A 19,868-nucleotide genomic window follows, 5' to 3' on the forward strand; every position below is an offset into this window, starting at 1 on the left:
GCCCTTTTTTTATCGGAGAATCCATGATCACATTGAAGCCGCTGGCGCTGAGCCTGACCTTGCTGGGAGCCCTGGCTGCCAGTCCCGTATTTGCCGAGGTGCCGCAAAAGGCGCCGGAAATCGCTACCGCGTATGCGGAAAAATCGGGTTGGGCCGCGCAGAAATTCATGGTCGCCGCCGCCAATCCGCTGGCCGCCGATGCGGGCTACCAGATGCTGAAAAAGGGCGGCAGCGCCATCGACGCGGCCATCGCCACGCAGTTGGTCCTGACCCTGGTCGAACCGCAGTCGTCGGGTATCGGCGGCGGCGCCTTCCTGCTGTATTCCACGGCCAAGGGCGTGCAGGCGTTCGACGGACGCGAAACGGCGCCTGCTAGCGCCGATGAGCACCTGTTCCAGAATGCGGACGGCAGCCCCGTCTCGCGCGCCACGGGCGTGGTGGGCGGGCGTTCCGTGGGCGCGCCGGGCGTGCTGCGCATGCTGGAACTGGCGCACAAGGAACACGGCAAGCTGCCGTGGGCGACCCTGTTCGGCCCCGCCATCAAGCTGGCGCACGGCGGCTTTCCCGTCAGCCAGCGCCTCAACGGCCTGTTGAATTGGGACCAGGCCCTGAAGCGCGACCCTGTCGCCGCCGCCTATTTCTATGATAAAGAGGGCAAGGCCTGGCCCGTCGGCCACGTGCTGAAAAACCCGCAACTGGCGCGCACCCTGCGCGAGATCGCCCGTGGCGGCGCCGACGCTTTTTACCAGGGCCGCATCGCGCGCGACATCGCCGCCAAGGTGGCGGCGCATCCGACCAATCCGGGCAAGCTGACGGCGCAAGATATCTCCGGCTACCGGGCCAAGGTGCGTGAACCCGTCTGCAGCGATTACAAGGCATGGACCGTGTGCGGCATGCCGCCGCCATCGTCGGGCGGCATCGCCATCGCGCAGATGCTGGGCATGCTGGAAGTGAAGGATATCCGGCCGTATGCGCCCGTCGACGGCGTGCTCGATGCGCAAGCGATCCACCTGTTCTCGGAAGCGGGGCGCCTGGCCTACGCGGACCGCAACCGCTACGTGGCCGACACGGACTTCGTGCCGCTGCCAGGCAACGGTATCGCCTCGATGCTCGATAAAACCTATCTGGCGCAGCGCGCCTCGCTGATCGGCGACAAATCCATGGGCAAGGCCATGCCCGGCACGCCGCCAGGCATGCAGGTGGCGTGGGGCATGGACAACGCCTTGCAGCGCCCGTCGACCTCGCACCTGGTGGCCGTGGACGCCTTTGGCGGCGGCCTGTCGATGACCACCAGCGTGGAAGACGCGTTCGGCTCGCGCCAGATGGTCGACGGCTTTTTGCTGAATAACCAGCTGACGGATTTCTCGTTCGATTCGCGCGACGCGGACGGCCCGATTGCCAACCGGGTCGAGGCGGGCAAGCGTCCGCGCAGCGCCATGTCGCCCACCCTCGTGTTCGAGAAGGGCACGCACAAGCTGGTGCTGGCGACGGGTTCGCCCGGCGGCTCGTCCATCATCAATTATGTCGCCAAGGTCCTGGTCGGCACCATGGACTGGGGCATGAACGTGCAGCAGGCGATCAACCTGCCGAACTTTGGCAGCCGCAACGGCCCGACGGAACTGGAAAAGGGCCGCGCGCCTGCCGCGCAAGTCGAGGCGCTGCAGGCGATGGGCCACGAGGTGCGCGTCATCGAACAGAATTCCGGCTTGCAGGGCATCATGCGCCTGAATGCGCATGGCAAGGATTTCTGGTTTGGCGGCGCCGACCCACGCAGGGAAGGCATGGTGCGCGGCGACTGAAATTTCCACAAAGTATCAAGACCCTGCTAATCTGCCGGCATGGGAATGCAAAATAAAACAGGCTTGATACTGACGGGAGGAGGCGCCCGTGCCGCCTACCAGGTGGGCGTGCTGCAGGCGATTTCAGCGATTCTGTGGGAAGCGGGCTGGGCGCCGGCGCGCAACCCGTTCGACATCATCTGCGGCACCTCGGCCGGCGCCATCAACGCCACGGCGCTGGCCTGCCGCGCGGATAACTTCGGCGAAGGCGTGCAAAAGCTGCTCGACGTGTGGCAGCACATCGAAGTCGAGCAAGTGTATCGGGCCGATTCACTGGGCGTGATCCGCTCGGGCGCGCGCTGGCTGTCGTTGCTGTCGTTCGGCTGGCTGCTGCGCCAGTGGCATGCGTCGCCGCCCAGTTCCCTGCTCGACAATACCCCGCTGGTCAGCCTGCTGCACCGTATGCTCGACTTGCCGCGCCTGGACGCGGCCCTGGCTGACGGCTTGCTGCATGCGTTGGCCGTGACGGCGTCGTCGTATTCGGGCAGCCGCCACATGACGTTTTACCAGACGGCCGAGGATATCGCGCCGTGGGTGCGCACGCAGCGCCTGGCCCTGCCGGACCAGATCGGCGTGGAGCACTTGCTTGCCTCGGCCGCCATCCCCTTCATCTTTCCTGCCGTGCCCCTGTATGTGGGCGGCCAGCGCGAGTACTGCGGCGATGGCTCCATGCGCCAGCTGGCGCCGATCTCGCCGGCGATCCACCTGGGCGCGAACAAGGTGCTGGTGGTGGGCGCGGGGCGCATGACGGAACCGGCGCCCGCCGCGTCCGAGGCGGCGCGCTACCCGAGCCTGGCGCAGATCGCCGGCCATGCGCTGTCGTCGATCTTCCTCGATGGCCTGGCCGTCGACATCGAGCGCCTGAACCGCATCAACCTGACCCTGTCGATGCTGCCGCCCGAATTGCTGGGCAAGACGGCCTTGCGGCCGGTGGAATTGCTGGTCATCGCGCCGTCCGAACGGCTCGACGCCATCGCCAGCCGGCATATCGGCAGTCTGCCCCGTCCCATCCGCACCATGTTGTCGGGCATCGGCGCGGCGGAAGCGCGCGGCGCGGCGCTGGCATCGTATTTATTGTTCGAATCGACGTATACTAACGAGCTGATCCGTCTTGGACAGCGCGATACGCAAGCCCGCAAGGATGATGTCCTGGCGTTCTTTGGTTCCTGAGACGGCCCTTGGAGCGGCGTGCGGGTTTTTCGCGTTTTTTTTGACAGGACGATTGTGCTGGTATTTCGACGTGTTTACGATGTTGCCTTACTGTTAATTCTGCTGCTGGGCGGCCCGGCCGCGGCGGCGCCTGCGCCCACCCTGCGTTTCGATCAGCTCAGCGTCGACCAGGGCCTGGCGCAGGAATCGGTGCTGGCCATCGCCCAGGACCGGCAGGGCTATATGTGGTTCGGCAGCCAGTCTGGCTTGAGCCGCTACGATGGCTACCGCATGGTCGTCTACAAGAATATCGAAGGCGACAAGACCAGCCTGGCCGACAACTGGGTGGGCGAACTGCATGTCGACAGCCAGGGCCAGTTGTGGGTCGGTACCGACAATGGCCTGGACCGCTTCGATGCCGCCAGCCAGACCTTCATCCATTACGTCCCGGCTGAAAAGAGCAAGCGCGGCAATGGCAACCGGCATATCCACGCCATTCTCGAAGATGGCGCGCGCGGCTTCTGGATCGCCACCTCGGACGGCTTGCAGCATTTCGATCCCGCCACGGGCGTCTTCCGTACCTGGCACCATGAAGAGGGAAACCCGCACAGCCTGGGCGACAATGAAATCAAGGCGCTGGCGCTGGACGCGCAGCAGCGCCTGTGGATCGGCACGGTAACGGGCCTGGACATGCTGGCGCCGGGCAGCGAGCGCTTCGAGCATTTTGCCGTCGACACGGAGCCCGGCTCGAAGTACAACGTGATCCAGTCGCTGCTGATCGACCGCCAGCAGAACCTGTGGATCGGCACCATGGCCGGTGCCGAGCGCTGGCGCCTGGGCGCCGCCGGCCAGCCGCCGCAGGCAAGAGTGCGCTTCGGTGAGAAAAATGGCTTTTCCGCCATCCGCGTCGCCAGCCTGTACCAGGATGTCGACGCCACTGTCTGGCTGGGCAGCAATGCCGATGGCCTGTTCCGCTGGCTGCCCGAGAGCGACACCTTCCTGCAGTACCGGCATCAGACGGGCGACAAATACAGCGTCGCCGACAACCAGCTGTCGTCGCTGTACCGCGACCGCGCCGGCACCTTCTGGGTCGGCTCCTGGTACAACGGCGTGAGCCGGGTCGACCTGGGCAGCGGCGGCTTTTCACGCATGGCGCGCGCGCCCGGCGATGTGGGCGCGCTGGCGGACAAGAAAGTGCGCGCCGTGGCCGACGCGGGCAATGGCAAGCTGTGGCTGGCCACCAAGGGCGGCCTGAAACTGTATGACACGCGCGACGGCAGCTCGCGCCTGTTCGACCTGCGCAGTTCTCCCGGCATGTCGCGCGACGAACAGGTCACTACCCTGTACAAGGCGCCGGACGGCACCCTGTGGGTGGGCGGCTCGACGGGCTTGCACCGCTTCGATCCCGCACTGGGGCGCTTCTTCACCATGCGCTTTGCCGCCGGCGACCCGAACAGCGACACCATCCGCAATATCGTGAGCGACCGCAGCGGCATGCTGTGGGTCTCGACGCGGGGCGGCGTGCACCGCTTCGACCCCGTCACCAAGCGCTTCACCACCTACCGCCACGACCCGGCCAACCCGAACAGCCTGTCCGACAACATGGTGCGGCCCGTGCTGGAAGACGGCAAGGGGCGCCTGTGGATCGGTTCCTTCCACGGTCTGGACTTGCTGGACCGCGCCAGCGGCCACTTCCGCCATTTCCGCCACGATCCGCAAAACCCGCATAGCCTGAGCCACGATGAAGTGCATTTCCTGCACGAAGACAAGCGCGGCGTGCTGTGGGTGGGCACGGCCAATGGCTTGAACCGCATGGACGTCGATGCCAAGGGCGAGATCCGTTTCCGGCGCTTCCTGCGCAAGGATGGCATGGCCGACGACGCCGTCGCCAGCATCCTCGGCGACGACAACGAGCAGCTATGGCTGAGCACGAATAGCGGCATCACGCGGCTCGACATGCGCAGCGGCCTGTTTCGCAACTACGACAGCGCCGATGGCACGGTGGAAGGCTCGTACTTCGATGGCGCCGCCTTGCGCGCGTTGGACGGGACCATGTATTTCGGCGGCTTCAACGGCATGACGGCGTTCGTGCCGCAGGATATCCACGACAACCGCGTGCCGCCGCTGGTGGCCATCACGGAACTGCAGATCTTCAACAAGCCGGTGGCCATCGGCCGCGGCGAGTTCGCGCACGTGCTCAAGGCGGCCATCGACCACACGCGCAACCTCGTGCTGACCAGCCGCGAAAGCGTCTTTTCGCTGGAATTCGCGGCCCTGCATTTCGCCGCGCCCCAGCGCAACATGTTCGCCTACCGGCTCGAAGGCTTCGACCAGGACTGGGTCATGACGGATGCGGGGCGGCGCTTTGCCACCTATACCAACCTCGATGCCGGCAACTACGTGTTTCGCGTCAAGGCGGCCAACAAGGACGGCGTGTGGAACGAGAGCGGCGCCACCCTGGCCATCACGATCCTGCCGCCGTTCTGGAAAACCTGGTGGTTCCGCACCCTGATGGCGGTGCTGCTGCTGGGCGCCATTTATGGCGCTTACCGCCAGCGCGTGCGCGCGCTGCGGCATCAACAGAATGAACTGGAAAAGCAGGTCAGCGAACGCACGGCCGAGTTGCAGAGCAAGGAAATCGAAGTGCTGGCCCAGTCGGAAAAGCTGGCGCAAGTGAACAGCAGCCTGACGAAAAACGAGGAAAGCCTGCGCCAGGCCAAGCGCAAGGCCGAGGATGCGACGCGCCAGAAGTCGGAATTTTTGGCCAACATGAGCCACGAGATGCGCACGCCGCTGGCCGGCGTGATCGGCATGCTGGGCTTTGCCCTGCGCGACGAGCAGCTGCACGACGCCACGCGCGAGCAGATCCTGCGCGGCCAGGCCAATGCCCAGTCGCTCCTGGTGATCATCAATGACTTGCTCGATTTTTCCAAGATCGAGGCGGGCAAGCTGAGCATCGAAAACATTGACTTCGCGCTCGGCGCGGCGATCGAGACGGTCGTCAGCCTGTTCGAGGAGCAGGCGGCCGCGCGCAGCATCGGTTTCTCCATCGACTTCGCGCCCGACCTGCCGCCCTTCGTGGTGGGTGACCCGACCCGCTTGCGCCAGGTGCTGGTCAACCTGGTCGGCAATGCCTTCAAGTTCACCCAGCGCGGCGGCGTCAGCGTGTGCGTCGAGCGTGCCGGCGTGGCCAGCGGCAGCGGCGGACGCAAGGTCAACCTGATCCGCTTCACCGTCAGCGACAGCGGCATCGGCATCGATGCGGAAGCCATGGCGCGCCTGTTCCAGAAGTTCGAGCAGGCCGACGCCAGCACCACGCGGCGCTACGGCGGCACGGGACTGGGCCTGGCGATCTGCCGCCAGCTGGTCGAACTGATGGATGGCGAGATCGAGGTGGCCAGCACGCCGGGGCAGGGCAGCACGTTTGCCTTCACCTTGCCGCTGGCCGATGGCGTGGCGCCGCCGCTGGTGCCGCAGGTGGCGCTGGCGCCGCACAGCCACCAGTTGCGCGTGCTGTGCGCGGAAGACTTCCCCACCAACCAGATCATCATCCGCGTCATGCTCGAAGAGCTGGGGCACCGGGTCGACGTGGTCGCCAACGGCGTGCTGGCGGTGGCGGCCTGCGTGCATACGCGCTATGACCTGATCCTGATGGACGGGCGCATGCCGGAGATGGATGGGGCGACGGCGACGCGCCTGATCCGCGTGGGCGGCTGGCCGGACCAGCCCGTGCGCGACCAGGAACTGATGATCGTGGCCCTGACGGCGAATGCCAGCGAAGAAGACCGCAGCCGCTATCTCGGCGTCGGCATGGATGATTTCCTCAGCAAGCCCGTGGACGAGGCGGCGCTGCATGGCTTGCTGGCGCGCGCCATCGAGCGCCAGCTGCAGCGCGGCTTCATGTTGCCGCGCATGCCGTCGAACGTGCCGCGCGGCGCGGCGCGGGGACAGGCCGAACTCGATGCCCTGTTCGGCATCGCGCCGGCGATTCCCGTTCCGGCGCCGTCCCAGTCCATCCGCAGCGGCGAACTGCAACGGCGCATCCGCGTCGCCTTTGTCGCCGACCTGGAGGGACGCCTGCGTGAACTCGATGCCGCCCTGGCGGCGCAGGACAAGGAAAACGCCGGGCGCCTGCTGCATGGCTTGAAGGGCAGCGCCGCCTATCTCGATGAAACGCAGCTGCACATGCTGTGCACGGAAATGGAAGAGGCGGCGGACGGCGGGCGCTGGACGCAAGTGGCCGTGCATTTGCCGCAATTGCGCGCACTGTTGGCGCAAATAGCCGTTTCGGGCAAGGAAATGTAAAATAGGCAATGCCGGCCATCGAGCGCGCGGCGAAACTGGGTAGAATACGGCCAGGCACCTTGACGTTGCCGCCAATGGAGAAAGCAATGAAAGTACTGGTGGTTGACGATGATGTCGTGTCGCGCATGGTATTGATGCATTTGATCGACAGTTGCGGCGTGCACGATATCGTGGAAGCCGAAGATGGTGCGGCCGCGTGGGAGCAGCTCGAAGGCGGCTTGCGTCCGTCACTGTGCTTCTGCGATTTGCGCATGCCGCGCCTGTCCGGCATGGAGCTGCTGCAGAAAATCCGCTCCGACAGCGCGCTCGATGCCATGCCGCTCGTGCTGGTATCGTCGGCCAATGACCATGACACGGTGCGTGACGCCGTGCAGGCAGGTGCTGCCGGCTATATCGTCAAGCCTTTCCAGCCGGAGCAGGTGCGCCAGCATATCGACGCCTGCTTCGACGTCTCGGCCTTGCCGGCCGAGGCGCCGCGCGACACGCTGCAGCGGCTGGGCATCGACAGCGAACGCCTGCTGGCGTATCTGACGGGCTTCCAGGGGCAGATAGTCGCCGCCGGCGAACAGGTCGATGCCTTGCTGGCACGCGGCGAACCGGCCCAGGCGCGCCAGCAGCTCGAACGGCTGCACCTCGGTTGCCGCACCCTCGGCTTGCATGGCGCGGAAGCGGGCATGATGGCCCTGCTGCGGGCCTCGGTGCTCGATGGCGACCAGATACAAGCGGCCCTGGCCGCGCTGGCCCGCAGCGTGGCGCAGCAGGCGCGTTTGCTGCGGCAGCAGGACGGCGTCGACTGAAATTGCTGTTTTCCGCTTGCTGGAAAAATACTTTAGGTTTAAAGTATCTGCTTCCGGGCCTTGTGCACGCGCCCGCTATCAGCCAGGATGAGCATGAGCAGCGACCCTTCGCCTACCACCGCATCTCCCCAGGACGACTTTGCCCACACGCACTTGCCGCCGCGCGAACTCTGGCCGCAGCTGTGCCTGGACTTGCCCGAGCTGCAGTATCCGCCGCGTCTCAATTGCGTCGCCGCGCTGCTTGATGTGGCCGTGGCCGGCGGCGGTGGCGAGCGCACCGCCATCCTTGCCGACGGCCAGCGCTGGACCTATGCGCAGCTGGCGCGGCAGGTCGACCGCATCGCCCACGTGCTGCGCAGCGACCTGCATCTGATCCCCGGCAACCGCGTGCTGCTGCGCGGCGCGAATACGCCCATGATGGCCGCCTGCCTGCTGGCCGTGCTGAAAGCCGGCTGCATCGCCGTGCCCACCATGCCGCTGCTGCGCGCGCGCGAACTGTCCGCCATCCTGGCCAAGGCGGAAGTGAACGCCGTGCTGTGCGCGCAGGGCTTGCGCGCGGAACTTGACGCGCTGGCGTCCGTGCCGCCCATGCTGTGCTTTGGCGCCGACGACACGGAACTGGAGCAGCGCATGGCGGCCCACGATGCGCCATTTTCCGCATGCGACACGGCGGCCGACGACGTCTGCCTGATCAGCTTTACCTCGGGCACGACGGGCATCCCCAAAGGCACCATGCACATGCACCGCGACCTGCTGGCCATCTGCGACTGCTTTCCCCGCTCCATGCTGCAGGTGCGCGCCGACGATATCTTCATCGGCACGCCGCCGCTGGCGTTCACCTTTGGCCTCGGCGGCTTGCTGCTGTTCCCCCTGCGCTTTGGCGCGGCCACCGTGCTGCTGGAAAAACTCACGCCCGACGGCCTGTTGCGCGCCATCGGCGCCTATCAAGCCACGATCTGCTTCACGGCGCCTACCTTTTACCGCCAGATGGCGCCCCTGGCGGCCAGCCACGATCTGCGCAGCCTGCGTTTGTCCGTGTCGGCCGGCGAGGCGCTGCCGCTGGCCACGCGCGACGCCTGGCAGGCGGCGACGGGCCTGGCCATGACGGACGGCATCGGCGCCACCGAGATGCTGCATATCTTCATTTCCGCCACGGGCGAGGGCATCCGCCGCGGCGCCATCGGCAAGGCGATTCCCGGCTACCAGGCGTGCATCGTCGATGACGCCGGCGTGCCGCAGCCGCCCGGCGTGACGGGCCGCCTGGCCGTGAAAGGCCCCACCGGTTGCCGCTACCTGTCCGACCCGCGCCAGCGCGAGTATGTGCAGAATGGCTGGAACCTGACGGGCGACACCTTCGAGATGGATGCCGACGGCTATTTCTATTACCGCTCGCGCAGCGACGACATGATCGTCTCGGCCGGCTACAACATCGCCGGTCCGGAAGTGGAAGAGGCGCTGCTGCGCCACCCGGCCGTGGCCGAATGCGGCGTGGTCGGGCGCGCCGATGCCGAGCGTGGCCAGATCGTCGAGGCGCACATCGTGCTGAAGGAGGGCTGCCAGGCCAGCGACCTGCTGGCAGCCGAACTGCAGGACTTCGTGCGCCAGCAGATCGCCCCGTATAAATATCCGCGCGCCATCCGTTTCCTGCCTTCCCTGCCGCGCACGGAAACGGGCAAGCTGCAGCGCTTCAAACTTCGCACGGACACCGCATGAATATTGTCTGCATCGGCGGCGGTCCCGCCGGCCTGTATTTCAGCCTGCTCATGAAAAAGCAGAACCCGGATCACTGCATCACCGTCATCGAGCGCAACCGCCCGTACGACACGTTTGGCTGGGGCGTGGTGTTTTCCGACCAGACGCTGGGCAACCTGGCCAATGCGGACGAGCCGACTGCGCGCGCCATCCTGCAGGCGTTCAACCACTGGGAGGATATCGAGATCCACTTCAAGGGCGAGACCGTGCGTTCCGGCGGCCATGGCTTTTGCGGCATCGGCCGCAAGCGCCTGCTCAATATCCTGCAGGCGCGCTGCGAGGAACTCGGCGTGCAGCTGGTATTCGAGACGGAGGTGCAGGACGACCAGGCCATCGCGCGCCAGTACGGCGCCGACCTGGTGATCGCCAGCGACGGCTTGAACAGCCGCATCCGCACGCGCTATGCGGCCAGCTACCAGCCCGAGATCGAGCAGCGCCATTGCCGCTTCGTCTGGCTGGGCACGCGCAAGAAATTCGAAGCGTTCACGTTTGCCTTCCGCCAGACGCCACACGGCTGGTTTCAGGCGCATATCTACCAGTATGACGGCGAGACCTCGACCTTCATCGTTGAAACGCCCGAACACGTGTGGCGGGCGGCGGGCCTGGATGCCATGAGCCAGGAAGAGGGCATCGCCTTTTGCGAAGCCCTGTTCGCCGAGGAACTCGACGGCCATGGCCTGCTGAGCAATTCGCCGCACTTGCGCGGTTCGGCCCAGTGGATCACCTTTCCCCGCATCGTCTGCCGGCAATGGGTGCATGTACAGGACGGCGTGCCCGTCGTGATGATGGGCGATGCGGCCCACACGGCCCATTATTCCATAGGCTCGGGCACCAAGCTGGCGCTGGAAGACGCCATCGAGCTGGCGCGTTGCTTCGATCAGCATGCCGAGACGGCTGCGGCGCTGGCCGCCTACCAGCAGTTGCGCGCCATCGAGGTGCTGAAAATCCAGAGTGCGGCGCGCAATTCCATGGAGTGGTTTGAAAACGTCGAGCGCTACAGCGCCATGGAAGCGCCGCAGTTCGCCTATTCCATGCTCACGCGCAGCCAGCGCATTTCGCATGAAAACCTGCGCCTGCGCGACCCTGCCTACGTGGCCGGCTATGAACAATGGCTGGCGCGGCGCGCGGGCGAGCAGGCTGGCGTGGAGATGCGGGACGAGGCTTTGCCGCCCATGCTCACGCCCTTCCGCCTGCGCGGCGTGCTGCTGAAAAACCGCATCGCTGTCTCGCCGATGGCGCAGTACAGCGCCGTCGATGGCGTGGCGGGCGACTACCATCTGATGCACCTGGGCGCGCGCGCCATGGGCGGTGCGGGGCTCGTGTTTGCCGAGATGACGTGCGTGTCGGCCGATGCGCGCATCACGCCCGCTTGTCCCGGCATGTACAGCGAAGCGCATACGCAAGCCTGGCGCCGCATCGTCGATTTCGTGCATGCGAACAGCGATGCGAAGATCGCCCTGCAGCTGGGCCACGCGGGGCCGAAAGGCTCGACGCGGCCCATGTGGGATGGCATCGATCTGCCCTTGAAAGAGGATAACTGGACGCTGCTGGCGGCGTCGGAACAGCAGTATCTGGCGGGCGTGTCGCAGGTGGCGCGGGCGGCCACGGAAAGCGACCTGGCGCGCATCGAGCAGGATTTCGTGCGCGCCACCCTGGCTGCGGCCGTCGCCGATTTCGACTGGCTGGAACTGCACTGCGCGCATGGCTATTTGCTGTCGAGTTTTATCTCGCCGCTGACCAACCGCCGCGCGGACGAATATGGCGGCAGCCTGGAAAACCGCTGCCGCTATCCGCTGCGCGTGTTTCGCGCCATGCGCGCCGCCTGGCCGCAGGATAAACCCATGAGCGTGCGCATCTCGGCCCACGATTGGGTCGAAGGCGGCATCACGCCCGACGATGCGGTACTGATCGCCCGCCTGTTCAAGCAGGCAGGCGCCGACCTGATCGACTGTTCCTCGGGCCAGGTCAGCAAGCTCGAACAGCCCGTGTACGGGCGCATGTTCCAGGCGCCGTTTGCCGACCGCGTGCGCAACGAGGCGGGCATCGCCAGCATGGCCGTCGGCTCGATCTTCGAAGCGGACCACGCCAACAGCATCATCGCCGCAGGGCGCGCCGACCTGTGCGCCGTGGGCCGGCCGCACCTGGCCAACCCCGCCTGGACCCTGACGGAAATGGCGCGCATCGGCTACGGCGGCGCTGGCGCCGGAGCGGCTTGGCCGAAACAGTACCGGCCGGGCCAGCAGCAGCTGGAACGCAATCTGCAGCGCGAGCGCCAGCTGGCCGCCGCCAGTACGGGCCTCACCCCGCAACAGGTGGCCGCGCGGCTGCTGGAAGGATGACATGAGCAAGGAAGCATCGATGGACGCATTATCAGGAAAACATGCGCTGGTGACGGGCAGCGGCAGCGGCATCGGCTTCGCCTGCGCGAGCGCCTTGCTGGAGGCGGGAGCCCGCGTGACCCTGGCCGGGCGCGATGGCGCGCGGCTGGCGCGCGCGCGCATGCAGCTGGAAGAGGCGGGCCATGCGGGCAGGGTCGCCATCTGCGTGCTCGACGTGAGCGTGGACGCGTCCGTGCAGGCGGGCTTCGCGCAGGCTGCCGCGCATTTCGGCCGCATCGATATCTTGATCAATAACGCGGGCCAGGCGCATGCGGCGCCCTTCGGCAAGACGGACGCCGCCATCTGGCAGCAGATGCTGGCCGTGAACCTGACGGGCGTGTTCCACTGCTGCCAGGCGGCCATGCCGGCCATGCTGGAAGCGGGCTGGGGGCGCGTCGTCAACGTGGCGTCGACGGCGGGCTTGAAAGGCTATCGCTATGTCAGCGCCTATGTCGCCGCCAAGCATGGCGTGATCGGCCTGACGCGCGCGCTGGCGCTGGAAGTGGCGCCGCGCGGCGTCACCGTCAATGCCGTCTGCCCCGGCTACACGGAAACGGACATGGTGGCGCAGGCCGTGCAGAACATCGTGCGCAAGACGGGGCGCGGCGAAGACGCGGCGCGCGCGGAACTGGCGGCCGGCAATCCGCAGCAGCGGCTGGTGCAGCCACGGGAAGTGGCCGATGCGGTAGCGTGGCTCTGCCTGCCCGCGTCGGCCGCCATGAATGGACAATCGATCGCCGTCGCCGGCGGCGAAGTCATGTAACTGAATGAAGACCATGGATAAAGAAACCGAGAACGTACCGGAAGAACCCGTGCTGGACCTGGCCAGCCGGCTGACGCAGGACCACCACCAGTCGCTCAAGCTGTGGCTGCGCATGCTCTCATGCACGGTCAAGATTGAAAACGAGGTGCGCACGCGCTTGCGCGCCACCTTCGGCATCACCTTGCCCCGTTTCGACTTGATGGCGCAGCTCGAACGCTTTCCCGATGGCTTGCGCATGGGCGAACTGTCCAAGCGCATGATGGTCACGGGCGGCAATATCACGGGCATCACCGACCAGCTGGAGCAGGAAAAACTCGTGGCGCGCGTGGTCGATCCGAAGGACCGCCGCTCGTACAGCGTCAAGCTGACGCCGGCCGGCCGGCGCGCGTTCGACGAGATGGCGCGCGTGCACGAAGGCTGGATCGCGGAACTGCTGCACGGCGTGACGCCGGACGACAAAAACCAATTGATCGACCTGCTGTCGCACATGAAGCAGCAGTTGAATAACACTTCCCTCAAGGATTGACCATGCGCTATCTACCCGGCCAGCCGCAAGACCTGCCAGGCAACCGCGCCAGCCTGGCTGGCTACGTCGCGCGGCATTTCCTGTTTTCCGTCGACGCAGGCGTCGCCACCTTGACCCTGCACCGGCCCGAGCGCAAGAATCCACTCACTTTTGACTCATATGCGGAACTGCGCGAGCTGTTTCGCGCGCTGGCGCATGCGGACGACGTCAAGGCCGTGGTCATCACGGGCAGCGGCGACAATTTCTGCTCCGGCGGCGACGTGCACGACATCATCGGCCCCCTGACGCAACTCGACATGCCAGGCCTGCTGGCGTTTACCCGCATGACGGGCGACGTGGTGAAAGCCATGCGCGCCTGCCCGCAGCCCATCATCGCCGCCATCGACGGCATTTGCGCGGGCGCCGGCGCCATGCTGGCGCTGGCTTCCGATATCCGCATCGGCACGGCGCGCAGCAAGACGGCTTTCCTGTTTACCCGCGTGGGCCTGGCCGGCTGCGACATGGGAGCCTGCGCCTTGCTGCCGCGCGTGATCGGCCAGGGCCGCGCCGCCGAGCTGCTGTATACGGGGCGCTCCTTGCCAGGGGCGGAGGCCGAACGCTGGGGCTGGCTCAACCGCCTGGTCGAGCCGGAAGAACTGGCGCAGGCGGCGCAGCTGTTCGCCGCCGGCCTGGCCAGCGGTCCCACGTTCGCGCACGGCATGACGAAAAAAATGCTGCAGCAGGAGTGGAACATGGGTGTTGATGAAGCCATCGAAGCGGAAGCGCAGGCGCAAGCCATTTGCATGGCCACCAACGATTTCCACCGCGCCTATCACGCCTTCGTGGCGAAGGAAACACCGCAATTCGAGGGCGATTAAGATGCAATATACACGCGATACGACTTACCTGGACTGGCCGTTTTTCGAAGCGCGCCATGCAGAACTGGAACGTGAACTTGATGCCTGGGCGACGCAGTACCTGGACGACGCGCACGGCGCCGACGTCGATGCGGCCTGTCGCGCGCTGGTGGCGCAGCTGGGGCAGGGCGGCTGGCTGGCGCATGCCACGGGTATCGATGGCAAGATCGATACGCGCGCCATTTGCCTGATGCGCGAAACCCTGGCGCGCCATAACGGCCTGGCCGATTTCGCCTTTGCCATGCAGGGACTCGGTTCGGGCGCCATCGGCCTGTTCGGCAGCGCGCAGAACAAGGCGCGCTATTTGCCGGACGTGGCCAGCGGCAAGCGCATCGCCGCCTTTGCCCTGTCCGAGCCGCAGGCCGGCTCCGACGTGGCGGCCATGGCGTGCGCGGCGCGCCGCGATGGCGACGAGTATGTGCTCGACGGCGAAAAGACGTGGATCTCGAACGGCGGCATCGCCGACTTTTACGTGGTGTTCGCCCGCACGGGCGAGGCGCCGGGCGCGCGCGGCATCAGCGCCTTCATCGTCGATGCCGACAATCCCGGGCTGGAAATCGCCGAGCGCATCGCCGTCATTGCGCCGCATCCGCTGGCGCGCCTGCGCTTTGTCAATTGCCGCGTGCCCGTGTCGCAGCGCCTGGGAGAGGCGGGGCAGGGCTTCAAGGTGGCGATGGCGACACTCGACGTGTTCCGCACCTCGGTCGCCGCCGCGGCGCTGGGCTTTGCGCGGCGCGCGTTTGACGAAGCGCTGCGCCACGCGACAAAGCGCCAGATGTTTGGCCAGACCCTGGCGGACTTTCAGCTGACGCAGGCAAAATTGGCGCAGATGGCCACCGGTATCGACGCGGCCGCGCTGCTCACCTACCGCGCCGCCTGGCAGCGCGACCAGGGCCGCAAGGTGACGAAGGAAGCGGCCATGGCCAAGCTGACGGCAACGGAAACGGCGCAGCAGGTGATCGACGCGGCCGTGCAACTGTTTGGCGGCATGGGCGTGGTCAGCGATCATCCGGTCGAGCGCCTGTACCGCGAAATCCGCGCCTTGCGCATCTACGAGGGCGCCAGCGAAGTACAGCAATTGATCATCGCGCGCGAACTGCTGCGCGAGGCAGCGGACGCATGAACCGCATGAACAACGAGGAATACAATATGCAAGTGTTACAACCACCGGGATGGGCCAGGCCGCGCGGCTATGCGAATGGCATTGCCGCCAGCGGGCGCACGGTGTACGTCAGCGGCATGATAGGCTGGGATGCGCAGGGCCAGTTCCACACGGACGATTTTGCGGCACAGGTGCGCCAGGCCTTGCAGAATATCGTCGCCGTGCTGGCCGAGGCGGGCGCCTTGCCCGAGCACATCGTGCGCATGAACTGGTATGTACTCGACAAGAAGGAATATGTGGCGGCATATCCACAAATCGGCCTTGCCTACCGCGAGCTGATCGGCAAGCATTTTCCGGCCATGACGGCGGTGCAGGTGGCGGGACTGATCGAAGACAGGGCGAAGGTCGAGATCGAAGTGACGGCGGTGCTGCCGGGATGAATTTCTGCTATGAAATATTGCGTATCGGCATCTAAATAATAAATATAAAAACATTATCTATCGTGTTATATTTGGCAACCGGAAAATACGCCGGTTTTAAATACTGACAGTCGAGGTAGAGATGCGCACTAATTTCAAAGTGACAAGGAATGTGGTTCTGGCCGTGGCCGGTATGGTTTTTTGCCTGGGCGCGCAGGCGGGATCCGGTACGTCGCTACTCTCCCCCGGCTATCAGGCACAGCTGGAAACCTGGCTCGGCGAAGGTCGCCTGGCGCTGACGAATATTTATACCAAGGCGGCGGGCGATACCTCGCTGGATTTTCACAAGGCATCCGACGGCAAGGGACGTACTTTTTCTGTCATGGAAGCAACCAACAGCGCCGGACAGACCTGGCTGATTGGCGGTTACAATCCGCAAAGCTGGAGTTCCACCGACGGCATGCATGTGACCATGGACGATAGCCAGCGTACAGGCTTCCTGTTCAATTTGACGTCAGGCTTCATGCGGCCCCAATTGAAACAGTATTTCAATGGCGACGAAATCGGCAAGGATCAAACGTACAATCATGCCGATTACGGCCCCACCTTCGGCTATGGGCATGACTTGTATGTGCCGCGCGACCTGACGCACAACGGCGGCTCTTTTCTGTACACCTATAATGCATTGGGCCAACCCCTCTCCGGCATCAGCCTGCTCGATGGGTCGACTTGGCAGGGCAACAATGTGACCTTTGGCGCCATCCAGATATTTACTGTCAGCGCGGTACCGGAACCTGCCACCTATGGCTTGCTGCTGGCTGGCCTGGGCGTGCTGATCAGGGTCCGGCGCCGCGGGCGTCCGGACATCCTGGCCTGAATGGCCCGTCAAACGCACGCTTGCCACGCTGTCAATGACGGGCGCTTGCCTGTATAATGCCGCTGCGCGTGTCGCCATCGTACAATGGATAGTACAAGGTCCTCCTAAGACTTAAATGCAGGTTCGATTCCTGCTGGCGACACCACGTTTCCACGCAACGCGCGTCGGCAGCCTGTGATCATCCAGGCGGTAGTTACTGGTCGATGGCGATTGAAGTCCAAGTTATCGGTACAATGCGTGCTTCATTCATCCAATCGGCGGCTGTTTTGCACACCACGCGGTGTGCGCGAGACGGCGCCCGAGCACTCTTACTCATTATGGCTGTCATTTCTCTTTCATCGGCGCAACTTGCGTTCGGTCACGTCGCGCTGCTCGATCACGCGGAATTTTCACTGGAAACCTCGGAGCGGGTCGGCTTGATCGGCCGCAACGGTACGGGTAAATCGTCGCTGTTGAAGGTTATTTCGGGCAAGTTCAAGCTCGATGACGGCTTGTTGGTGATGCAGCAAGGCATCAAGATCGCCTATGTGGAGCAGGAACCGCAATTCGACCCGGACATGTCCGTGTTCGACGCCGTCGCGTCCGGCATGGGCGAATCGCAGGCGTGGCTGAAGGAATACGATGCGCTGACGGGCCAGTTCGGCCAGGGCAATGACGACGAACTGATGGAACGCATGCACGACATCCAGGTCAAACTCGATGCGGCCGATGCGTGGAGCTTGCCGAACAAGGTGGAAACCGTACTCGACCGTTTGAACCTGACGGGCGACATGCTGATGAAAACCCTGTCCGGCGGGATGCAAAAGCGCGTGGCGCTGGCGCGCGCGCTGGTGTCGGCGCCCGACGTGCTGCTGCTCGACGAGCCGACCAACCATCTGGACTTCAGCTCCATCCTGTGGCTGGAAGGCTTGTTGCGCGACTTCAAGGGTAGCGTGCTGTTCATTACCCATGACCGCTCCTTCCTCGACAATGTCGCCACGCGCATCATCGAGCTCGACCGCGGCCGTTTGCTGTCGTACCCGGGCAATTTCACGGCTTACCAGACCCGCAAGGCGGAGCAGCTGGAAATCGAGGAAGTGGAAAACGCCAAGTTCGACAAGTTCCTGGCGCAGGAAGAAGTGTGGATACGCAAGGGCGTCAAGGCCCGCCGCGTGCGTGACGAAGGCCGCGTGCGCCGCCTGGAAGCGCTGCGCCTGACGCGCAATGCGCGCCGCGAACAGCAGGGACAGGTCAAGCTGGATGTATCTGCCGGCGAACGCTCGGGCAAGATTGTGGCGGACCTGGAAAACGTCTCGAAGATCTATGGCGACAAGGTCATCGTCAAGGATTTCAGCGCCACCATCCTGCGTGGCGACAAGGTGGGCCTGATCGGCGCCAACGGCGCCGGCAAGACCACCTTGCTGAAGATGATTCTGGGCCAGGAAGAGTCGGACACGGGCACCATCCGCCTGGGCACCAAGCTGCAAGTGGCGTATTTCGACCAGATGCGCACGCAGCTGAACGAAGAGGCAAACCTGATGGAAACCATCGCGCCAGGCAGCGACTGGGTCGAGATCAATGGCCAGCGCCGTCACGTGATGACCTACCTGAACGATTTCCTGTTCGCGCCGGAGCGTGCCCGTTCGCCCGTCAAGTCGCTGTCCGGTGGCGAGCGCAACCGTTTGCTGCTGGCGCGCCTGTTCGCCAAGCCGGCCAACGTGCTGGTGCTCGATGAGCCGACCAATGACTTGGATATCGATACCCTGGAATTGCTGGAAGAGTTGCTGGAAGAATACACGGGCACCGTTTTCCTTGTCAGCCATGACCGCACCTTCCTCGACAACGTGGTCACGCAAGTGATCGTTGCCGAAGGCGAGGGCAAGTGGCGCGAATTCGTTGGCGGCTACACGGACTGGGAGCGCGTGCGCACCTTGCCGATCGCCACGGCGCCCGCCAGCAAGCCGGCCGTGAAGGTCGAGGCTGCCGCGCCGGCCGCCAAGCAGAAAAAGCTCAGCTACAAGGAACAGCGCGAGCTGGAAGAGTTGCCGAAACTGATCGCCAAGCTGGAGGACGAGCAATCGGTGCTGGCCGCCGAGCTGTCGCACCCGGACTTCTACAAAAAGACGCCGGCCGAAGGCAAGCGCCTGAATGCGCGCGTGGCCGAGATCGAAGGCGAGCTGCTGGAAGCGCTGGAAAAGTGGGAGCAGATCGAGGCGCGCGCCAACGGTTGATTGTTTTCCACCTCTCCTGTTGTAATTAAGTTAGGATTATTTGCCACGGCAACGGTTCAGCTTGATATAATTATATAATTATATTTTTTACATCGGGGGATGCATGTTTGTTATCAAAAACACGCGCACCGGACCACGGCGTCCGGCGCGTGGTTCCACCTCCGGTGCGCATCAGCATGTTTGACCGCGCCGCCTTGCCCCGGGTAGCGCCATTCCTGGCCTACCTCTCCTTTATCTTTATCGCCGACATGCTGGGCCGGGCGGGCTTTGCCGCGCAGAACCTGCGCTGGCTGTACGCCGTCAAGATCGGCGTCGTGCTGGGCATGTTGTTGTATTGGCGCCGCAGCTACACGGAACTGCGGTGGATGCCGCTGGGCGCGCGTGCCTTGGCGGTGGCGCTGGCCACCGGGCTTGTTGTTTTTTTGTTGTGGATTAACCTGGACGCAGGCTGGATGATGATCGGCAGCGCCGATGGCTTCGATCCGCGCAATGACGGGCAGATCGAGTGGAGCCTGGTGGTGCTGCGCATCGCCGGCGCCGCCCTGGTGGTGCCCGTGATGGAGGAGCTGTTCTGGCGTTCCTTCCTGCTGCGCTGGATCGATGCCCCTGACTTCCTGAAATTCCAGCCACGCCTGGCCAGCGCCAAGGCGTTTGTCATCAGCGTCGTGTTGTTTGGCTTTGAACATAATTTGTGGCTGGCGGGCATTGTTGCTGGTGCCGCCTATACTCTGCTTTATATGCGCAGTCAGTCACTGTGGTCGCCCATCCTGGCGCACGGCGTCACCAACGGCGTGCTGGGACTCTGGATTGTTTCCGGCGGCCACTGGACTTACTGGTAATATTGCTAACCAACTGT

The 19,868-nt window shown here is 64.7% G+C and carries 14 protein-coding genes and 1 tRNA gene; all 15 read left to right on the forward strand.

The window, feature by feature from the left end:
- The first annotated feature begins 23 nt into the window (after positions 1–23).
- Positions 24–1,799: a gamma-glutamyltransferase gene (ggt, locus tag JAB1_RS27120; protein WP_070282714.1), complete on the forward strand. Its 1,776-nt coding sequence runs from the start codon at positions 24–26 to the stop codon at positions 1,797–1,799.
- Between the two features lie 39 nt (positions 1,800–1,838).
- Positions 1,839–3,008 carry a patatin-like phospholipase family protein gene (locus JAB1_RS27125; protein WP_034751717.1) on the forward strand — a complete coding sequence of 390 codons (1,170 nt, stop codon included), beginning with the start codon at positions 1,839–1,841 and terminating at the stop codon, positions 3,006–3,008.
- 54 nt (positions 3,009–3,062) lie between these two features.
- Complete coding sequence (locus JAB1_RS27130) at positions 3,063–7,292, forward strand: two-component regulator propeller domain-containing protein (protein ID WP_254672266.1); 4,230 nt, start codon at positions 3,063–3,065, stop codon at positions 7,290–7,292.
- 86 nt (positions 7,293–7,378) lie between these two features.
- Positions 7,379–8,089, forward strand: coding sequence for a response regulator (locus JAB1_RS27135; RefSeq protein WP_070282716.1), 711 nt, complete (start codon positions 7,379–7,381; stop codon positions 8,087–8,089).
- A 93-nt stretch (positions 8,090–8,182) separates the two neighbouring features.
- Positions 8,183–9,802, forward strand: a complete 1,620-nt coding sequence (locus JAB1_RS27140) for an AMP-binding protein (RefSeq protein WP_070282718.1) — start codon at positions 8,183–8,185, stop codon at positions 9,800–9,802.
- The gene (locus JAB1_RS27145; protein ID WP_070282719.1) at positions 9,799–12,180 is read left to right on the forward strand and encodes a bifunctional salicylyl-CoA 5-hydroxylase/oxidoreductase; all 2,382 of its coding nucleotides are present in this window, start codon (positions 9,799–9,801) and stop codon (positions 12,178–12,180) included. The genes JAB1_RS27140 and JAB1_RS27145 overlap by 4 nt, the downstream gene beginning before the upstream one ends.
- 1 nt (position 12,181) lies before the next feature.
- Positions 12,182–12,982 carry an SDR family NAD(P)-dependent oxidoreductase gene (locus JAB1_RS27150; protein ID WP_070282721.1) on the forward strand — a complete coding sequence of 267 codons (801 nt, stop codon included), beginning with the start codon at positions 12,182–12,184 and terminating at the stop codon, positions 12,980–12,982.
- 13 nt (positions 12,983–12,995) lie between these two features.
- A complete protein-coding gene (locus JAB1_RS27155; protein ID WP_081345395.1) occupies positions 12,996–13,508 on the forward strand; it encodes a MarR family transcriptional regulator in 513 nt (170 codons plus the stop codon).
- Between the two features lie 2 nt (positions 13,509–13,510).
- A complete protein-coding gene (locus JAB1_RS27160) occupies positions 13,511–14,365 on the forward strand; it encodes an enoyl-CoA hydratase family protein (RefSeq protein WP_070282723.1) in 855 nt (284 codons plus the stop codon).
- Position 14,366: 1 nt separating this feature from the next.
- Complete coding sequence (locus JAB1_RS27165; RefSeq protein WP_070282725.1) at positions 14,367–15,527, forward strand: acyl-CoA dehydrogenase family protein; 1,161 nt, start codon at positions 14,367–14,369, stop codon at positions 15,525–15,527.
- A gap of 26 nt (positions 15,528–15,553) precedes the next feature.
- Positions 15,554–15,946: a RidA family protein gene (locus JAB1_RS27170; protein ID WP_034782311.1), complete on the forward strand. Its 393-nt coding sequence runs from the start codon at positions 15,554–15,556 to the stop codon at positions 15,944–15,946.
- A gap of 121 nt (positions 15,947–16,067) precedes the next feature.
- Positions 16,068–16,802 (forward strand): PEP_CTERM-anchored TLD domain-containing protein, encoded by a 735-nt coding sequence (locus tag JAB1_RS27175; RefSeq protein WP_175445124.1) that lies wholly within the window; start codon positions 16,068–16,070, stop codon positions 16,800–16,802.
- Between the two features lie 70 nt (positions 16,803–16,872).
- Positions 16,873–16,947 (forward strand) — tRNA-Arg (locus tag JAB1_RS27180).
- 172 nt (positions 16,948–17,119) lie between these two features.
- Positions 17,120–19,012, forward strand: a complete 1,893-nt coding sequence (locus JAB1_RS27185) for an ATP-binding cassette domain-containing protein (RefSeq protein WP_034782110.1) — start codon at positions 17,120–17,122, stop codon at positions 19,010–19,012.
- Positions 19,013–19,161: 149 nt separating this feature from the next.
- Entirely contained in the window at positions 19,162–19,851 is a 690-nt protein-coding gene (locus tag JAB1_RS27190) for a CAAX prenyl protease-related protein (protein ID WP_254672268.1), read from the forward strand.
- Positions 19,852–19,868 lie beyond the last annotated feature (17 nt).

The sequence above is a fragment of the Janthinobacterium sp. MP5059B genome (assembly GCF_001758645.1).
GTDB lineage: Bacteria > Pseudomonadota > Gammaproteobacteria > Burkholderiales > Burkholderiaceae_D > Janthinobacterium > Janthinobacterium lividum.